Origin of the sequence: Achromobacter sp. NPDC058515, from assembly GCF_042721735.1 — a bacterium.
GTDB lineage: Bacteria > Pseudomonadota > Gammaproteobacteria > Burkholderiales > Burkholderiaceae_B > Achromobacter.
Genome location: NZ_JBHXNI010000004.1, coordinates 275,817 through 293,737 on the forward strand (window position 1 = coordinate 275,817; position 17,921 = coordinate 293,737).

At 64.5% G+C, this 17,921-nt stretch carries 13 protein-coding genes and 3 tRNA genes; 5 read left to right on the top strand and 11 right to left on the bottom strand.

Annotation, left to right across the window (positions count from 1 at the left end; genetic code table 11):
- Positions 1-61 precede the first annotated feature (61 nt).
- Entirely contained in the window at positions 62-460 is a 399-nt protein-coding gene (locus tag ACFWP0_RS10020; RefSeq protein ID WP_377841636.1) for a 4-oxalocrotonate tautomerase family protein, read from the top strand.
- A 72-nt stretch (positions 461-532) separates the two neighbouring features.
- Here ACFWP0_RS10020 and typA read toward each other — a convergent pair whose 3' ends face one another.
- The 8 genes from typA to scpB all read right to left on the bottom strand — a co-directional run bounded on the left by typA (position 533) and on the right by scpB (position 12,289).
- Positions 533-2,356 (bottom strand): translational GTPase TypA, encoded by a 1,824-nt coding sequence (gene typA / locus ACFWP0_RS10025; protein ID WP_377841638.1) that lies wholly within the window; start codon positions 2,354-2,356, stop codon positions 533-535.
- Positions 2,353-3,105 carry a tRNA pseudouridine(55) synthase TruB gene (gene truB, locus ACFWP0_RS10030; protein WP_377841639.1) on the bottom strand — a complete coding sequence of 251 codons (753 nt, stop codon included), beginning with the start codon at positions 3,103-3,105 and terminating at the stop codon, positions 2,353-2,355. The genes typA and truB overlap by 4 nt, the downstream gene beginning before the upstream one ends.
- Positions 3,106-3,144: 39 nt before the next feature.
- Positions 3,145-3,546 (bottom strand): 30S ribosome-binding factor RbfA, encoded by a 402-nt coding sequence (gene rbfA, locus ACFWP0_RS10035; RefSeq protein WP_377841641.1) that lies wholly within the window; start codon positions 3,544-3,546, stop codon positions 3,145-3,147.
- A 23-nt stretch (positions 3,547-3,569) separates the two neighbouring features.
- Positions 3,570-6,626, bottom strand: coding sequence for a translation initiation factor IF-2 (infB, locus tag ACFWP0_RS10040; protein ID WP_377841642.1), 3,057 nt, complete (start codon positions 6,624-6,626; stop codon positions 3,570-3,572).
- A gap of 96 nt (positions 6,627-6,722) precedes the next feature.
- Positions 6,723-8,201, bottom strand: coding sequence for a transcription termination factor NusA (nusA, locus tag ACFWP0_RS10045; protein WP_377841644.1), 1,479 nt, complete (start codon positions 8,199-8,201; stop codon positions 6,723-6,725).
- Positions 8,198-8,701: a ribosome maturation factor RimP gene (gene rimP / locus ACFWP0_RS10050; RefSeq protein ID WP_377841646.1), complete on the bottom strand. Its 504-nt coding sequence runs from the start codon at positions 8,699-8,701 to the stop codon at positions 8,198-8,200. Before rimP ends, nusA begins: the two co-directional genes overlap by 4 nt.
- A gap of 574 nt (positions 8,702-9,275) precedes the next feature.
- Entirely contained in the window at positions 9,276-11,090 is a 1,815-nt protein-coding gene (locus ACFWP0_RS10055; protein ID WP_377841647.1) for a pseudouridine synthase, read from the bottom strand.
- A gap of 35 nt (positions 11,091-11,125) precedes the next feature.
- Entirely contained in the window at positions 11,126-12,289 is a 1,164-nt protein-coding gene (gene scpB / locus ACFWP0_RS10060) for an SMC-Scp complex subunit ScpB (protein WP_377841873.1), read from the bottom strand.
- 69 nt (positions 12,290-12,358) lie between these two features.
- Between scpB and ACFWP0_RS10065 the strand changes: the two genes are divergently transcribed.
- Positions 12,359-12,435: transfer RNA gene (locus tag ACFWP0_RS10065), tRNA-Met, on the top strand.
- A gap of 808 nt (positions 12,436-13,243) precedes the next feature.
- Here the strand turns inward: ACFWP0_RS10065 and ACFWP0_RS10070 are convergent.
- The 3 genes from ACFWP0_RS10070 to ACFWP0_RS10080 form a co-directional block, all read right to left on the bottom strand.
- Complete coding sequence (locus ACFWP0_RS10070; protein WP_377841649.1) at positions 13,244-14,149, bottom strand: LysR family transcriptional regulator; 906 nt, start codon at positions 14,147-14,149, stop codon at positions 13,244-13,246.
- Between the two features lie 117 nt (positions 14,150-14,266).
- Entirely contained in the window at positions 14,267-15,268 is a 1,002-nt protein-coding gene (locus tag ACFWP0_RS10075) for a CobW family GTP-binding protein (RefSeq protein WP_377841651.1), read from the bottom strand.
- Positions 15,269-15,382: 114 nt separating this feature from the next.
- Positions 15,383-15,458 (bottom strand) — tRNA-Asn (locus ACFWP0_RS10080).
- A gap of 214 nt (positions 15,459-15,672) precedes the next feature.
- On the opposite strand from ACFWP0_RS10080, the gene ACFWP0_RS10085 reads away from it, so the two are divergent.
- The 3 genes from ACFWP0_RS10085 (at position 15,673) to ACFWP0_RS10095 (ending at position 17,871) form a co-directional block, all read left to right on the top strand.
- Positions 15,673-15,748: transfer RNA gene (locus ACFWP0_RS10085), tRNA-Thr, on the top strand.
- 138 nt (positions 15,749-15,886) lie between these two features.
- Entirely contained in the window at positions 15,887-16,546 is a 660-nt protein-coding gene (locus ACFWP0_RS10090) for a response regulator (RefSeq protein WP_377841652.1), read from the top strand.
- Complete coding sequence (locus ACFWP0_RS10095) at positions 16,543-17,871, top strand: ATP-binding protein (RefSeq protein WP_377841654.1); 1,329 nt, start codon at positions 16,543-16,545, stop codon at positions 17,869-17,871. The genes ACFWP0_RS10090 and ACFWP0_RS10095 overlap by 4 nt, the downstream gene beginning before the upstream one ends.
- The last annotated feature ends 50 nt before the right edge of the window (positions 17,872-17,921 follow it).

Consider the following 17,921-nt stretch of genomic DNA (forward strand, 5'->3'; position numbering starts at 1 on the left):
TTTTCCGATGTCAACGGGCTCCCTACACTGGCTCTGCACCCTCACCCACAGGAGTCTTGCCATGCCCCACATCGTCGTCCATATCTCCGGCCAGTCCGACGCCGCCGTCAACCGCCGCGTCGTCGAATCCGTCGCCGGGCTCACCCAATCGGTATTGGGCAAGAAACTGCCCGTCATCGCGATCACGCTGCAGCACATCCCGCACGAGCTCTGGTTCATCGGCGGCCGTCCGCTGTCCGAGCAGGGCAAGAACGCGTTCCACCTGGACATCAGCGTCACCGACGAGACCAATACCAAGGCCGAGAAGGCGCGCTTCATCAAGGAGATATTCGGCGCGTTCCAGGACATCCTGGGCGAGCTGCACGAGTGTTCGTACGTGCACGTTATCGATGCGCGCGCCGCCGCCTACGGCTACGGCGGCGAAACGCAGGAATACCGCCATCAGAAAAACGGCCTGTAGAAAAAAAACCGCGCACCCGAAGGTGCGCGGCTTTTGACTGCTGGAGCGCTGGGGCCTGGCCCCGCAACCCGCTTAGATGGCGGATTCGCGCGCGGCGCGCTTGCGGTCGTTTTCCAGCAGGTGACGCTTGCGCAGGCGGATCGACTTCGGGGTGATTTCCACCAGTTCGTCGTCGTCGATGAATTCCACGGCGTATTCCAGCGACATCTGGATCGGCGGAACCAGGCGCACGGCTTCGTCGGTGCCCGAGGCGCGCACGTTGGTCAGCTGCTTGCCCTTGATGGGGTTCACGACCAGATCGTTGTCGCGGCTGTGGATGCCGATGATCATGCCTTCATACAGCGCATCGCCGGGGCTGACGAACATGCGGCCGCGATCCTGCAGCTTCCACAGCGCGTAGGCCACGGCATCGCCGTTGTCCTGGCTGATCAGCACGCCGTTGCGGCGCTCGCCGATCGCGCCTTCCTTGACCGGGGCGTACTCGTGGAAGATATGGCTCACGAGGCCCGTGCCGCGCGTCAGCGTCAGGAACTCGTTCTGGAAACCGATCAAGCCACGGGCCGGGATCAGGTATTCCAGGCGCGTGCGGCCACGGCCGTCCGGCTGCATGTCCTGCAGGTCGCCCTTGCGGCGGCCCAGCTCTTCCATGACGCCGCCCTGGTGGGCGTCTTCCACGTCGACGGTCAGGGATTCGAACGGCTCGCATTTCACGCCGTCGATGTCCTTGAACACCACGCGCGGACGCGACACGGCCAGCTCGTAGCCTTCGCGGCGCATCGTTTCCAGCAGAATGGTCAGGTGCAGTTCGCCGCGGCCCGACACTTCGAACACCGTGTCGTCGCCCGTGTCGCGCACACGCAGCGCCACGTTGGACTTCAGCTCGCGGTCCAGGCGGTCGCGCACCTGGCGGCTGGTCACGAACTTGCCTTCGCGGCCGGCCAGCGGCGACGTGTTCACCATGAAGTTCATGGTCAGCGTGGGCTCGTCGATGCGCAGCATCGGCAGGGCTTCCTGCGTGACCGGATCGGTCACGGTGCAGCCGATGCCCAGTTCTTCGATGCCGTTGATCAGCACGATGTCGCCGGCTTCGGCTTCGTCCACCACCACGCGCTCCAGGCCATGGAACTTCTGGACCTGGTTGATGCGGCCGCGGCCGCCCTGGCCGTCGGGACCGAACTTGTAGGCCACTTCCATGCCGGGGCGCATGCGGCCACGGTTGATGCGGCCCACACCGATCTTGCCGACGTAGCTGTTGTAGTCCAGCGAGATGATCTGCATTTGCAGCGGACCGTTGGGGTCGTCTTCACGCTGCGGCACGTGTTCGAGAATGGCTTCGAACAGCGGGCGCATGTTGCCTTCGCGCACGTCCGGGGACAAGCCGGCGTAGCCGGACAGGCCCGAGGCGTAGACCACCGGGAAGTCCAGTTGCTCTTCGGTCGCGCCCAGCTTGTCGAACAGGTCGAACGTGGCGTTGATGACGAAGTCGGTGCGGGCGCCGGGGCGGTCCACCTTGTTGACCACGACGATCGGCTTCAGGCCCAGGGCCAGCGCCTTGCGGGTCACGAAGATGGTCTGCGGCATGGGGCCTTCGACGGCATCCACCAGCAGCAGCACGCCGTCGACCATGGACAGCACGCGTTCGACTTCGCCGCCGAAGTCCGCGTGTCCCGGGGTGTCGACGATGTTGATGTGCGTGCCTTCGTATTCAACGGCACAGTTCTTGGCCAGAATCGTGATGCCGCGTTCTTTTTCCAGATCGTTCGAGTCCATGACCCGTTCGGTCAGCGCCTGGTTTTCGCGGAAGGTGCCGGATTGGCGCAGCAGCTGGTCGACCAGGGTGGTTTTACCGTGGTCCACGTGGGCGATGATGGCGACGTTGCGCAAGGCGCGAGTCATAGCGAGTCCTTTAAGGTCAGGGTGGAGGGCAGCAAGCCCTCCGGCAATTCGTTCAGTGCAAGCAATGCCTGCTTCGGGTCTGGCATGGCCTGCAAGGCTTCCAGCTCAACGGCGCGTTCCAGAGAAAATGGCCCGACATGCGTGCGCCGCAGCGCCGTCAGGTGGGCGTAACAGCCCAGCACGCGCCCGATGTCCTGGGCCAGTGTGCGGATGTACGTGCCTTTACTGCATGCCACATCGATCTCTGCCTGCGTCCCGTTCAGGGACAACAGTTCGATGCGGTGTATCGTAATCTGGCGCGGCGCCCGCTCAAGCTCGATGCCGGCACGCGCGTATTCGTACAAGGGCTTGCCGTCGCGCTTGAGCGCCGAATACATCGGCGGAATCTGCTCGATCGTGCCCGAGAAACGTGACAGCGCATCGCGCAGCGCCTGTTCCTCGACAACAAAGCCCGGCTCGGCGGTGGACACGACGTTGCCGGTCAGGTCGCCGGAATCGGTCTCTTCGCCAAATTGCAGCGTAGCGCGATATGCCTTGTCGGCGTTGAGCATCGCGCCGGAAATTTTGGTGGCGCGTCCCATGCAGCACACCAGCAGGCCGGTGGCAAAGGGATCCAGCGTGCCGGTATGGCCGGCTTTCGCCGCGTCCATGGCGCGCTTGGCGCGCTGCAAAGCGTGATTACTCGACAAACCTACGGGTTTGTCGAGCAACAGCACACCGTCGAGCGTAAGCCCGCGTCGTTTAGCCATCGTCGGAATCCGGAAATTAAAGCAGTGACGACAGCCCGATCAGGACTGGTCTTCTGGCTCGTCGGGAACGCCCGAATGCGGGCCGGGCCGATTTGCGCGGTCGATGAGGATCGACATCTCGATGCCACGGGCGATTTGCTCGTCGTGGAAGAAACGCAAAGTGGGGACAGTGTGAATGTGCAACAGCTTGTAGAGCTGCGAATGCAGCCAGCCGGCCTTCTCGTTCAGCAAGGTGGTCGCGGCTTCGGGCTCTGCGCCCAAAACCGTGAAATACACCTTGGCGTGCGCGTAGTCGGTCGACAGTTCCACACCAGAGAGCGTGATCAGTCCCGCGCGGGTCATATCGATCTCGCGCTGGATGATCCCGGCCAGATCCTTCTGGATCTGGTCGGCCAGCCGCAGATTGCGGCCGGGGATGGCTTTGGACTTGTGACGGCTCATTAGAAATAATGCCTCGCGACGCTTTACAGCGTACGCGCGATTTCCTTGATTTCAAAGACTTCCAGCTGGTCGCCCACCTGGATGTCGTTGTTGCCGCGCAGCGTAAGACCGCAATCGAAGCCCGACTTGACTTCCTTGACGTCGTCCTTGAAGCGGCGCAGCGATTCGAGATGCCCCGTCCAGTGGACCACGTTGTTGCGCAGCAGGCGAACCTGGGAATCGCGGCGCACGATGCCGTCAAGCACCATACAACCGGCGATGTTGCCGAGGCGCGAGATGCTGTAGACCTCGCGGATCTCGACCAGGCCGATGATTTCTTCTTTCTTCTCGGGCGCCAGCATGCCCGACATGGCTGCCTTCACTTCATCCACGGCGTCATAGATGATGTTGTAGTAGCGCACGTCGATGCCGTTGTTCTCGGCCAGCTTCTTGGCGCTTGCTTCCGCACGCACGTTAAAGCCGATGACGACGGCATTCGAGGCGATTGCCAGGTTGATGTCGGTTTCCGAGATGCCGCCCACGGCCGCATGCACCACTTGCACGCGGACTTCGTCGGTCGACAGCTTGACCAGCGACTGCACCAGCGCCTCCTGCGAACCCTGCACGTCCGTCTTGACGATGAGCGTGAGCGTTTGCGTGCCCTCGCCCAGGTTGTCGAACATGGATTCCAGCTTGGCGGCCTGTTGGCGGGCCAGCTTGACGTCGCGGAACTTGCCTTGGCGGAACAGCGCGATTTCGCGCGCCTTGCGCTCGTCGGACAGGGCCATCAGCTCGTCGCCGGCGGCCGGCACTTCGGTCAGACCCTGGATTTCCACCGGGATCGACGGGCCAGCGGTCTGGATGGGCTTGCCGTTTTCGTCCAGCATGGCGCGCACGCGGCCAAAGCTTGCGCCGGCCAGCACCACGTCGCCGCGCTTGAGCGTGCCGCTCTGCACCAGGATCGTCGCGACAGGACCGCGGCCCTTGTCCAGACGGGCTTCGATGACCAGGCCCTTGGCGGGCGCGTCTTCGGGAGCCTTCAATTCCAGCACTTCGGCCTGCAGCAGCACGTTTTCGAGCAGATCGTCGATGCCCTCGCCGGTCTTGGCGGATACGCCCACGAAAGGCACATCGCCGCCGTACTCTTCCGGCACGACCTGTTCGGCCACCAGTTCCTGCTTGACGCGTTCCGGGTTGGCGGACGGCTTGTCGATCTTGGTCACGGCCACGACCATGGGCACGCCCGCGGCCTTGGCATGGTGGATGGCTTCGCGCGTCTGCGGCATCACGCCGTCGTCGGCGGCAACCACCAGAATCACGATGTCGGTCGCCTTGGCGCCGCGGGCACGCATGGCGGTGAACGCCTCGTGGCCCGGGGTATCAAGGAAGGTCACCATGCCGCGTTCGGTGCGAACGTGGTAGGCGCCGATGTGCTGCGTAATGCCGCCGGCTTCGCCCGCGGCAACCTTGGCGCGGCGGATGTAGTCCAGCAGCGAGGTCTTGCCGTGGTCGACGTGGCCCATGACGGTCACGACCGGCGCGCGCGGCAGTTGCTCGGCTTCGGAAACCGCCGTGGAATCGTCCAGGAAGGCTTCCGGGTCGTCCAGCTTGGCGGCGATCGCCACGTGGCCCAGTTCCTCGACCACGATCATGGCCGTTTCCTGGTCCAGCACCTGGTTGATGGTGACCATCTGGCCCAGCTTCATCAAATGCTTGATGACTTCGGCGGCCTTGACGGACATCTTGTGGGCCAGGTCGGCCACGCTGATGGTTTCCGGCACGTGCACTTCACGCGCGATGAATTCCTGCGGCGCGGGCTCGTTGCGGCGGTCGTTCTGCTGGTTGCGGCCACCACGGCCGCCGCCCTTGCCACCGCCCTTGCCGCCAGCGCGCCAGCCGTCGCGGCTGGCCGGGGCTGCCGGCTTGTCGGCGGGCTTCTTGCGCGATGCGTCATCGGACCAGGTCGAAGCGACTTCGGCGGTCTTGATGGTCTTCTTCGCGCCAGGAGCGGCCGGCTTGGCATCCTTCTTGGCGCCAGGCGTCGCGCCGGGCTTGCCGGCCGGCTTGTGCAGCGTGCCAGAAATCGGAGCAGCCGCCGCGGCGGGCGCCTCCGGCTCGGGGGCGCGCAGCACCTTGCGGGGACGGTTCAGCATCTCGCGCAGGGCGGCAGCTTCGGCCTCGGCGGCGCGGCGGGCCTCATCGCGGCCGGCCGACGTGGCGGAGGCGGCAAGAGGCGGGCCGGCGCGGCGGTTGTCGGCGCGGTTGCCCACCTTGACGGCGGGCGCGGCGGCCGAGGCAGGCGCGGCGGATTTGACGGATTCGGACTTCGCAGCAGGCTGAGCCTGGGCGACAGGCGCGGCGGCCTGGGAGGAAGATGTTTCGGACTTATTGGCTAGCACAGCGGGTTCCGGCTTGGCTTCTTCAGCCTGGGGCTCGGTGGATTCAGTCTTGATTTCGGGCTTGGCCTCTTCGGCCACGGGCTCGGCAGGAGCAGGCGCCGGCGTCGGTTCGGGTTCAGGCTGGGCCTGGACTTCGGCGGCTTGCGCCTCGACGGGGGCGGGCGCTTCGGCCGCGACGGATTCAACAGGCGCGGGCGCTTCAACCGGCGCGGGCGCTTCTACAGCAACGGATGCTTCCGCTTCGGCAGGGGCCGGAGCCTCTGCCTGGACAACTGCCGCTTCTTCGCGAGGCTCAACCGCGGCAGGAGCCTCGGCTGCGGCCGGCGCGGACACCTGCTGCGCCTCTTCGACGGAGACTTCATCTTCGGCACGCGCGGACGCGGCCTGTTCCAGGGCGATTTCGGAGGGATCACGCTTGACGAACACGCGCTTCTTGCGCACTTCGACCTGAATCGTGCGCGAGCGGCCGGTGGCGTCGGCCTGCCGGATCTCGGACGTCTGGCGGCGCGTCAGGGTGATCTTCTTGCCTTCGGTCGCGCCATGGGCGCGACGCAGCGATTCGAGCAATTTCGCCTTGTCGCTGTCGGTGACGGAATCGTCAACCGATTTGAGGTCAACGCCAGCCGAGCGCAGCTGATCCAGCAGCACATTGGCAGGCATTTTCAGCTCGGTAGCGAACTGGGCGACGGTATTACTCGACATTAGGCTCTCTCTTCCCTATAGGCAGCTATTACAAACAACGTGAACTTGCGGTGGATAAGGCGACGCCTCGCCCACCGCAGACCCGTGTCCTTTTGGTTATTCTTCGTCGAACCAATGGGCGCGGGCACGCATGATGAGGTCGCTGGCTTCCTGCTCGGTCAGACCGGCGATTTCCGCCAGTTCGTCCGTTGCCAATTCGGCCAGATCATCACGCGTATGCACTTGACGCTCGGCCAGCTTGGCAGCCAGTTCTTGCGTCATGCCTTCGAGTTCAAGCAAATCCTGTGCGGTCTCAAGGCGCTCTTCCTGGGCAATTGCCTCGGTCAGCAGCGCATTGCGGGCACGGGCGCGCAATTCATTGATGGTGTCTTCGTCAAACGCCTCGATTTCCAGCAGTTCCTGCATGGGAACGTAGGCGATTTCCTCGATACCGGTGAAACCTTCGTCGATCAGGATGTCAGCGACTTCCTCGTCGACGTCCAGCTTGTTCATGAACGTGGCGCGCAGGCCCGAACGCTCGACTTCCTGGCGGTTCAGGCTTTCTTCCGGCGTCATGATGTTGATCTGCCAGCCGGTCAGCTCGGAAGCCAGGCGCACGTTCTGCCCCTTGGCGCCGATGGCCTTGGGCAGGTTTTCCTCGTCCACCACGACGTCCATCGCGTGCTTGTCTTCATCAACGACGATGGATTCGACGTTGGCCGGCGCCAGGGCGCCGATGACAAACTGCGCAGGGTCTTCCGACCACAGCACGATATCGACCTGCTCGCCGCCCAACTCGTTGCGCACGGCGGTCACGCGCGAACCGCGCATGCCCACACACGTTCCGATGGGGTCGATACGCTTATCGTATGCCACGACGGCGATCTTCGCACGCACGCCGGCATCGCGTGCGGCAGCCTTGATCTCCAGCAGGCCTTGCTCGATCTCGGGAACTTCGTTCTCGAACAGCTGGCGGATGAACTCGGGCGAGGTGCGCGACAGGATCACTTGCTGGCCGCGCGCGGCGTGGTCAACACGCAACACAAACGCGCGGACGCGGTCGGCCACCCGGAGGTTTTCCTTCGGGATCATCTCGGAACGCGGCAGGCGCGCTTCGATCTTGCCGGTTTCGACAATGGCATCGCCCTTGTCCATGCGCTTGATCGTGCCGGACACGATGGTTTCGCCACGGTCCAGGAAGTCGTTCAGCACCTGTTCGCGCTCGGCGTCGCGGATCTTTTGCAAGATGGCCTGCTTGGCGGCCTGAGCGCCGATACGACCGAACTCGATGGGCTCCAGCGGCTCTTCGATGTACTCGCCTTCCTGGATTCCGGGGACGATCTCCACCGCGTCCGACAGCATTTCCTGCTTGTCGGGCTCTTGCAGGCCGGCCTCATCAGGCACGACCAGCCAACGGCGGAAACCTTCGTGGTCGCCCGTTTCCCTATCGATGGCGACACGAATGTCCGCATCATCCTTGAAGCGCTTTTTCATGGCCGAGGCCAGCGCACTTTCGAGTGCGCCGAACACGACGTCGCGCGTGACGTTCTTTTCACGCGCCAAGGCATCGACCAACAGAAGAATTTCGCGACTCATCGCTTTTTGCCCTTGAAATCCAGAACGGGATCCAGTTTTGCACGTTCGATATCGTCGACCGTGAAATTCAATACCTGGACTTCGTTCTTTTTTGCCTCAAATTCGAGACCGAACACGGTCTTGTGCATTCCAGCAGCGGCATCCGAGGCTGCGGCGCCGTCTTCCGGCACGGTCAACGTGCCCGAGAAGACCTTGCGGCCGTCCAATGCCTCGCGCAGCTTGATTTCGATGCGCTCACCTGCGAAGCGGCGGAATTCAGCCTCGTTGCGCAACGGGCGGTCAATGCCCGGCGAACCGACTTCCAGCCGCTTGTAGTCGATGTTCTCGACTTCAAACACCCGCGACAACTGGCGGGACACCTGCTCACAGTCTTCGATGCGCACACCGCCGACCCGATCGATCGTTACGCGCAAAAGGCCCAGGGCGGCACGCTCGACGTCCACGAGTTCGACGTCCATGCCGGCCAGAGCCTCTTCGGTCAATGCGAATAAATCAGCCATATACTCAAAAAAAATGGGCTGCACGCCCAGCCCACCGATATTGCACAGAGCCCAGCCGCTTCCCTACTGCACGTAAGGAGCAATGCTGGGCAGCGCCCTATATTGCGACCTAAATTTTGGCTTGCGCCGCCCTGTCCGCCCTACCCGCTCAATCCAGGTACGGCGGCGCTTGCGCGCCGTCCGCTGCCAGCCAAGCCGGGCAAAAGACCAGGCATTGCTGCACCCGTCCCACCGCCTTTCTGCATTGCCGACCTGCGCCCCGACACGCTCTCGCTGCTTTTTGCCCGCGCAACTGCGCAGATAGCGGCACGCGCCAAGACACTTATATATAAAGCACCCCGCGACTCGCCCACAAAAAGCCGTGCGCCCGATCGGCAGAAACGCTGCCGACGCATCCTTTCACCGGAAAGCGCACCCTATAAAGCGGTGCCTCTGGCAAAAAGCAAAGACGCGAAGCCATGAAAACCATTGATTTTACCAGATAAACTGGAAAAATGCCTGATTCGTCACGGGCTTACGCTTATATGGGACGCATCGGACCCGGCGGCGCGGCCAGCGCGCCGCCTGACGGCGATCAGCGGCCCTGACGGCCCCGCCCGCCCATCACGCCAAGGCGGGATTCGTGCGCGGAAGCGCCGCGGGGTTGCCAGTCATCGCCACGGGGCGAAGCATCGCTGCGAGGCGCGCCACTGCGGGGCGTGCGCGGCTTGCCGCCGGCGCCCGGACCCTTGTTGCCGCCCGTGCGCGGACCTTCCGTCTTGTTGCCGCCACGGCCGCCGGCCGCCGGCTTGCCGCCTCGGCTGGCGTTTCCGCCGCGTGCGCCCGCGGGCTTGCCGCCTGCCGGCTTACCGCCAGCGGGCTTGCCGCCAGAGGGACGGCGACCCGTACCCGCCGGAGCATCCGCCGGAGTGCCGACCGCCACATTGCCCGAGGCCACATTGCCCGCCGGACCATTCGCCGCGGATGCGCGCGGACCTCGCGGCTTGCCGCCAGGCTTTCCGCCCGACCGGCCGCCCGGCTTGCCGCCACCCACGGACGGGCGACCGCCCGCGGGTTTGCCGCCCTTGCGGTTGCCGGAGGGGGCTTCGGCGGCCAGCGGATGGCCATTGGCATAGCCGCCGGCGATCATCAGGCCGGTCCCGAAGGGATCGGACGGACACGCCGCCGCCTGGCCCGCGCTGCCCATGCGGCCCCCTTGCAGCTTGCCGCGGCGTCCGATGCGGGCGCCATTCATGCCATTGCGGTCCATGGTGCCAAAGCCCGGAGGCAAGGCGCTGTCATGCGATTGCGGCTGTTTCGAGCGGCGGCGGTTGCCCGAGGAATCGTCGTCTTCGCGCAACAGCCCCAACTGGACCATCAGCGCGGTGACCAAGGAGCCGTCCAGCTCTTCCCAGCGGCCGCGGCGCAGCGTGCGCGGCAGCACCACATCGCCGAACCGGGTGCGGATCAGCCGGCTGACCGTGACGCCCACGGCTTCGAACATGCGGCGGACTTCGCGATTGCGGCCTTCCTGCAGCGTGACGCGATACCAGCGGTTGCTGCCGTCGCCGCCCAGGTAATCCAGGGCGCCGAACGCGGCCAGTCCATCTTCCAGCTCAATGCCGTCGACGAGCGACTGGCGCTGCGCCTCGTCCATCTCGCCCAGCACGCGGACCGCGTATTCGCGCTCCGTGCCATAACGCGGATGCATGATCCGGTTAGCCATATCGCCCGAGGTCGTGAAGATCAGCAGGCCCTCGGTGTTCAGGTCCAGGCGGCCAACGGACAGCCACTTGCCCGTGCGCAGCTTGGGCAGGCGCGCGAACACGCTGGCGCGGCCGCCCGGGTCGTCGTGGCTGACGATCTCGCCGGCGGGCTTGTGATACAGGATCACGCGCGGCGGCTTCTTCGTGTTCACCCGCATGATGGGCTTGCCATTGACGCGGACCTGGTCATTGGGACCCACGCGCTGGCCGATATGCGCCGGCTCGCCGTTAACCGATACCCGGCCAGCGACGATCAGCTCTTCCATTTCGCGGCGCGACCCGATGCCGGCGTCGGCCAGCACCTTATGCAGCTTGGGCATGACAGCTTCGCTGTTCAGGTACTTGCCCAGGCGCTGCTCCATGCGGTCCGCGGTGTCCAGGTACGCCAGAGCCTGCTCGGCTTCCTGCTCGCCGCCACGGGAGTCCGCGGACTCGACCGGGGCCGCGGCAGCCGGCGCGGGCTGACCCTCGGCCGCCGGCGCCTGCTCGGCCGCGGCATCGCCTCGGCGGCGGCGAAACGGCGTCCTCAGCTTGCGCCCGCGCCCACGGGCGCCGGCTTCGCCTTCGGCTGCCGGCTCGCGCGCGGCGGATTCCGGCTGACCATTGGAAACGGTGTCATCCGAACGGGGATTGTCGTCCTGCATTGCTGTATTCGTTGTCACTGGGACAGCTCCGAATTTCAAACTTGGGTAGGCCTGCCGGGGGCAGGCTCGTCATCATCTGGGGACGCCGGATCTCGTCCGGCCCCGGGCCGCCCGGATTCCGCCTCTTCCGATTCCGCGGGAGCGGAATCAGGGTCGGGCGCAACAGCCTCGTCAAGACCGATGGCAGGCTCATGCCCGGCGGCGCCAGGCGCCACGGTATCGGTCTCGTCAATCGGGTCGGTCGGTTCCGCGTGTTTTGCGTTCTCGACACTTTCCTTTGCAGCACCGGCCTCGGAGGCGTCGGCGGCCATATCGGAAATGTCGTTGCCGGCCATGTCGTCGGGAAAACCGGACAAGGACGGCGTATCGGACAAGCCTTCGGCTTGCTCCCGGACGGTGGATTCGTCTGCGGGATCCGCGCCTTCTTCTGTGCGCGAAAGCAGGGATTCTACGCTATCGACCGGGCCTATGGTTGCATCGTGTTCCGAAACAGACAATTCCGCAACCGGGAAATTCTCAATCTCCCCGTCGCCGGCATCCGTCGGCGCGGCATTTTCACCTTCGGGAGCGCCCTCTTCGGCCGCCGCCGGATCGTCAGTTTGCGCCGCGCCTTCCGCCGGCGCCTCTCCCATTACCTGCTGCACCTCGCCCAGATCCAGCCCCGCCAGCGCGGCGGCCGCGTGTGCGGACTCCAGCGGCGGCAGCTCATCCAGGGCGCGCAAGCCCAGGTCGTCCAGGAACTGGCGCGTGGTGCCGAACAGCGCGGGCCGGCCCGGTGCGTCGCGGTGCCCGATCACCTCGATCCAGCCGCGATCCTCCAGCGCCTTCACGATCTGCGACGAGACCGTCACCCCGCGAATGTCCTCGATGTCGCCGCGAGTGACCGGCTGGCGCCAGGCCACGATGGCCAGCGTTTCCATCACGGCGCGCGAATACTTGGGCGGTTTCTCGGGGCTCAGGCGTTCCAGGTAGCGCTGCATGCGCGGACGACTCTGAAAACGCCACCCCGTCGCCAATTGCACGAGCTCCAGGCCGCCGTCGGCCCAATTGCTTTGCAGCGTCTCCAGCAACGCGCGCAATGCGCTGTTGTCGAATTGTTCATCATCTCCGAATAGCTTGCGCATATCGGACAGTTGCATCGGCTGCACCGCGCAAAGAAGCGCGGTTTCCAGCACGAGTATTGCCTCGCTATCGTTCATCGACATTCAAATTCAAAAAGGAGATAACTTGCGCTAGGTTGAAAATAAGGTTAATATTCTTTTCTCAGACGCGGGGTGGAGCAGTCTGGCAGCTCGTCGGGCTCATAACCCGAAGGTCGTAGGTTCAAATCCTGCCCCCGCAACCAAATTGATGAAGGCCTGGCGAATGCGCCGGGCCTTTTTCATTTGTGCCTGCAAAGCTTGTGCCTGCAAAGCTTGTGCCTGCAAAGCTTGTGCCTGCAAAGCTTGTGCCTGCAAGGCCGAAAGCCGGGCACAGGGCAAACGAAAAAACAGCGCAAAACCCGACCGGCAGGCCGGGGCGAGAATCGCGCGCGCATCCGCAGCCGCCCGGGCCGCCACATAGGCGGATCCGCAACAGACGACGTTGGCTTGCAAAGTTTTCACTAGATTCCTGTTTTACCGCCACGGCAATACGCAGATACAGCAGTAGATACAGCAGTAGATACAGCCGCGCCATCCATATAGGGCGGATTGCCTGTCGCGACACGCGTCGCGGCAGCGCCTCGATCAAATTCTGGAAAAGCTGGCACCAATCGCCAACATGGCTGCGGAAAGCGCCGGAACTCCGACGCCATTTTCCTGCGGCACTCGATATCAAAGACTTGAATCGTCAGGCGCTGGACACTGAGGTTTGGCGGACGAACCGCAACAACCCCAACCCCAAGGCGCCTCCCCCTTGCGCATACGGAGACCGGCTCCGCGATGCTTCGGCCCGCTGCCGGGCCGGACACTTATCAGACCGTACGACGGCCGGACTACGATTCTTAGGTGTTTTCCAAGGCTGCATGCCGGCGGACATTGGCTTGCCGCAAAACACGCATTGCAGGGACAAAACCCGGAGCAAGTCGTGCCAAACATGCTGAAACAGCACCCAAATTATACCGTTATATACCCCGCCCTCAAGCTCGGCGGTGCGCAGGCGCATCGCAAAACCTAGGCTGCGGGCTTATCCCACGGCGCCGAACCGAGGCGTTCCGCCAGAAAATCCAGCATCGAACGCAAAATCAGCGGCATCTGGCGGCGCGAGGCATAAACACCATAGATGCCCAGCTCCTGCGGTTTGCACTGCGGCAAGATGGCTCGCAGGCGACCGGATGCAATGCACTCGGACGCGTAATAGGTGGGCAGCATGGCGATGCCCGCGCCCTCCACCGCCGCGCTCAACAATACCGAAACCTCGTTGGCGCTGATATTCCCGCTGACCGGCACATCGACAGGCTCGCCGTCGCGTTCGAAACGCCACAGGCTCTTGCCGAAGTAAGAATGAGTCAGGCAGTTGCGCAGGGACAGGTCTTCGATGCGCGCCGGCGCCCCCTCGCGCGCCAGATATTCGGGCGAGGCGCACACCACCGACCGGCAAACGGCCAGCTTGCGCGCGATCAGATTGGGATCGAGGTCATTGGTGATGCGCACTGCCAGATCCACCCGCTCTTCCACCAGGTTGACGGCGCGCTCGACCAGCATCAGGTCCACGGAGGTGCCGGGATGCAGCTTGACGTATTCCGTCACGGCGCTGGCCAGATGCCGGGCGCCGAACGACATGCTCGTCGTGATGCGCAGCAGGCCGCGCGGCGTATCGTCGGGGGTGGACACCGCGTTGCGCAAATCGCCCACCATGTCGAGCATCTGCCGGCAACGAGGCAAGGTTTCCGCCCCTGCCGGGGTCAGGCTGAGACGTCGCGTGGTGCGGTGCAGCAAGCGCACGCCTACCCATTGTTCCATTTCGGCCAGATAGCGCGACACCATGGCGCGCGACATATCCAGATGAATCGCCGCCGCCGACAGGCTTCCCCGGTCGGCGACTTCCACGAACACCTGCATGGCTTTCAGACGATCCATGATTGTCTCGTTTCTTGCATCAGACCGTACCGTTTATACCGTATTTCCGTGCAACATCAGCAAAGAATATCGGCGAACGAAACGGGGCCTTGAGCAAGCGCCTCAGCGGAAGCGCCCTCAGGCAGGCGGCTGCCCAAGCGCCTCGAGCACGGCGCCGCGCACGAGCTCCGCATCCACCCCGCGAACGATATAGACAAGCCGCGACGCGCGGTCCTCGCCCGGCCACTGCGCCAGCGGCCGGATCGGATAGAGTTCGCCGTGCACGCCATGCACCTCGCACGGCAACGCCTCGCCCTCGAAGCACACCAGCCCCTTCATCCGCAGCACGCCCTGGCCGAAGCGTTCCTGGATACGCGAAACGCCCGCAAGGAAGGCCGCCCGCCCCAGCGGCGACGACAGCGTCAGCGAAAAACTGGCCACATGGGCATGCCGGTTGGCGGCCGGCCTGGAAAAAGCCTGCAGCCAATTCGCCGCGGCCACGCCATCGCGCCGGACCTGCGCGCCCGGCGCCTCCCGCAGCACGCCGGCAAGCGGCGCATCCAGTCGCTGCACGCAGCGTTGCGCGCCGGGGTTGATGGAGGCGACGGCCTGCTCGGCCCGCCGCAACTGCCTCGCATCCGCCAGATCCGACTTGCTGAACACCACTGTATCGGCGAGCGCCAACTGGCGCGCCGCCTCGGGCTGCGAGGCCAATTGCTCCTCTCCGTGCCGGGCATCCACCACCACGACCGCCCCGCGATAGGCGTAGCGCTCCGACAGAAAGCGGTCGTGCTTTAGCGTGAACAGGATAGGCGCGGGATCCGCCAGCCCGCTGGTCTCGATCAGCACGCGCCGGAACGGCTTGATCTTGCGGGCGATGGCAAGCATGAACAGCTCGCGCAAGGTGTCGACCACCGCCCCGCTGACCACGCAGCACAGGCAGCCGCCCTCGACCAGCACGACGCTATCCCGCGCCAGCCGCACGAGGTGATGGTCCACGCCCACGTCGCCGTATTCATTGACGATGACGACCGCATCGCCGTAGGCCGGGTCATGCAGCAGGCGATTCAGCAGCGTAGTCTTGCCGCTGCCCAGGAACCCGGAGATCACCGTGACGCCGATGCGCTTGTCGTCTTCCATGTCGATCAGTCCAATGGGCAGGCGAGAGGCGAAACAACCCGCACCGCCGGCGGCAAAAACCAAAAGGGCCATTCACTTGCGTGAATGACCCCGGAATTTGACCTTGAAATTCTTTGGCTCCCCGAGCTGGGCTCGAACCAGCGACCTGCGGATTAACAGTCCGTCGCTCTACCGACTGAGCTATCGGGGATCTGCCAAGAACGAAATTATGAAGGAAAAATTCACAGCATGCAAATCGAGATTTTTTTTGAGAGTTTTGGGCTTCCTGTTTCCCATCGCAAAAAAACTCTGATATGATCTCGGTCTTTCCAGATCGGGCCCCATAAAAGGGCGACGGACTGGGAAGACAAAGATGTTTTGCTTACCGCTTTCCGGCCTGGTCCAGAAACAAAGCAAATGGTCTTGCCGGCATAGCTCAGTTGGTAGAGCAGCGCATTCGTAATGCGAAGGTCGTAGGTTCGACTCCTATTGCCGGCACCAAAATTCAAAAAGCAGCCCTCCGGGCTGCTTTTTTCATTTCCGCCCCCCCCATCCGCCTGCGCCGCCCCCCCTCCCCTCAGGGAACTCCCGCCGCTCGCCGAGCGTCCAACCTCCTGGACCATCCAAGCGGAAACAACCATGCGCATCCTCCTCGTCGAAGACGACATCATGATCGGTGAAAGCGTACTGGACTGCCTGCGCGCGGAGCATTATGCCGTCGACTGGGTGAAGGACGGCAACGCCGCGGAACTTGCGCTGCACACCGACACCTATGACCTCATGCTGCTGGACCTGGGCCTGCCCAAGCGCGACGGCCTGGCGCTGTTGCGCGATCTGCGCGCGCGCAAGGACCGCACGCCGGTGCTGATCGCCACCGCGCGCGACGCGGTCACCGACCGCATCGCCGGGCTGGACGCGGGCGCCGACGACTACATCGTCAAGCCTTATGACGTGGACGAACTGCTGGCCCGCATGCGCGCGCTGATCCGCCGCAGCGCCGGCCGCGCCGAACCGGTGTTCGAGCACGAAGGCATCACCATCGACCCGCAATCCCACGCCGCGATGGTCGATGGCGCGCCCGTGGCGTTGACCGCCCGCGAATGGGCCGTGCTGGAGCCGCTGATCGCGCGCCCGGGCATGATCTTCTCCCGCGCCCAACTCGAAGAGAAGCTCTACAGCTGGAAGGACAGCGTCAGCAGCAACGCGGTTGAGGTATATATTCATGGCCTGCGCAAGAAATTGGGTCAGAACCTGATCCAGAACGTCAGAGGCGTCGGCTATGTCATCCCCAAAACATGAGCATTCCGCTTAGCTATTCGCTGAGAGCCAGGCTGCTTTTTTTCCTGCTGGCCGCCATCGCGGTCGGCGCGCTGGTGCAAGGCGCAATCGCCTATCGCAGCACCCTGGCGCAAGCCGACGATATCTTCGATTCGCTACTGCAGCGCACCGCCCTGTCGCTGGGCACCGGCGACGGCCTGCTCAGCACGGGTCCGACCCACGCCCGGGGCGCGGGTTCGCCCGTCGCCGACGACCTCATCATCCAGATCTGGACGCCGGACGGCGTCCGCGTCTTCAACTCGCGCTCGCGCCTGCCGCTGCCCAGCCAGATCGTGCTGGGCTTTTCCGACGCCAGGATGGAAGGCCGCACCTACCGGGTGTATTCGCTGGCCACGCCGTTCCAGGTGATCCAGGTGGCGCAGGACATGGGCGTGCGCACGAACATGGCGCGGGCGCTGGCCCTGCGCACCGTCGCCCCCATCGCGGCCGCCGCGCCGCTGCTGATGCTGATCATCTGGTGCGTGGTCAGTTGGTCGCTGCGGCCGGTCAAGCGGGCGCGCGCCCAGGTGGCCTCGCGCCAGCCCGAAGACCTCTCGCCCGTCAGCGTGCAAGGCCTGCCCGACGAGATCCGCCCGCTGGTCCAGGAATTGAACCTGCTGCTGGAGCGCATGCGCGGGGCGTTTGCGCAACAGAAGCAATTCGTGGGCGACGCGGCGCATGAACTGCGCTCCCCGCTGGCAGCACTGCGCCTGCAAATGCAGGCGCTGCAGCGCGCGGGCAACGCCGAAGGACGCCAACTGGCCGAACAGCGGCTCGCGGCGGGCATCGACCGCGCAACGCGCCTGGTCGAGCAGCTGCTGTCCATGGCCCGCCACGAGAGCGCCGCCGAGCAGACTCCCGCCGAACCAGTCGATCTTGCCGACGTGCTGCGCCAAGCCCTGTCGGAAACGCTGGCCGAAGCCAACGCCAAGTCGATCAGCATCGACCTGGACGGCGCGCCAGAGGCGCGGGTGCAGGGACACCGCGACGCGCTCGTCCTGCTGGCCCGCAACCTGCTGGATAACGCCATCAAGCACTCGCCCGCCGGCGGCCGCGTCAGCCTGCGGCTTGAACAGGCGGCGCACAGGACCTCTCTGCTGATCGACGACGAAGGACCCGGCATTGCGCCGGAAGAGCGCGAACGCGTATTCGACCGCTTCTATCGCGCCGAGGGCAATACGCAGCACGGCAGCGGCCTGGGGCTGGCGATCGCCCGCGCCATCGCGGACCGGCACGGCGCGACCATCACCCTGGAGGACGCGCCCGCCGGCCACGGCCTGCGCGCGCGGGTGGATTTTTCCACTTAAGTTTCACCTAAGCGTCAGGCCCGAAGATAGCGCCATGTCCTTAAACATGA

Coding starts and splice junctions, on each gene's coding strand:
- ACFWP0_RS10020 (WP_377841636.1), top strand. CDS start 62: ATGCCCCACATCGTCGTCCATATCTCCGGCCAGTCCGACGCCGCCGTC.
- typA (WP_377841638.1), bottom strand. CDS start 2,356: ATGACTCGCGCCTTGCGCAACGTCGCCATCATCGCCCACGTGGACCAC.
- truB (WP_377841639.1), bottom strand. CDS start 3,105: ATGGCTAAACGACGCGGGCTTACGCTCGACGGTGTGCTGTTGCTCGAC.
- rbfA (WP_377841641.1), bottom strand. CDS start 3,546: ATGAGCCGTCACAAGTCCAAAGCCATCCCCGGCCGCAATCTGCGGCTG.
- infB (WP_377841642.1), bottom strand. CDS start 6,626: ATGTCGAGTAATACCGTCGCCCAGTTCGCTACCGAGCTGAAAATGCCT.
- nusA (WP_377841644.1), bottom strand. CDS start 8,201: ATGAGTCGCGAAATTCTTCTGTTGGTCGATGCCTTGGCGCGTGAAAAG.
- rimP (WP_377841646.1), bottom strand. CDS start 8,701: ATGGCTGATTTATTCGCATTGACCGAAGAGGCTCTGGCCGGCATGGAC.
- ACFWP0_RS10055 (WP_377841647.1), bottom strand. CDS start 11,090: ATGCAGGACGACAATCCCCGTTCGGATGACACCGTTTCCAATGGTCAG.
- scpB (WP_377841873.1), bottom strand. CDS start 12,289: ATGAACGATAGCGAGGCAATACTCGTGCTGGAAACCGCGCTTCTTTGC.
- ACFWP0_RS10070 (WP_377841649.1), bottom strand. CDS start 14,149: ATGGATCGTCTGAAAGCCATGCAGGTGTTCGTGGAAGTCGCCGACCGG.
- ACFWP0_RS10075 (WP_377841651.1), bottom strand. CDS start 15,268: ATGGAAGACGACAAGCGCATCGGCGTCACGGTGATCTCCGGGTTCCTG.
- ACFWP0_RS10090 (WP_377841652.1), top strand. CDS start 15,887: ATGCGCATCCTCCTCGTCGAAGACGACATCATGATCGGTGAAAGCGTA.
- ACFWP0_RS10095 (WP_377841654.1), top strand. CDS start 16,543: ATGAGCATTCCGCTTAGCTATTCGCTGAGAGCCAGGCTGCTTTTTTTC.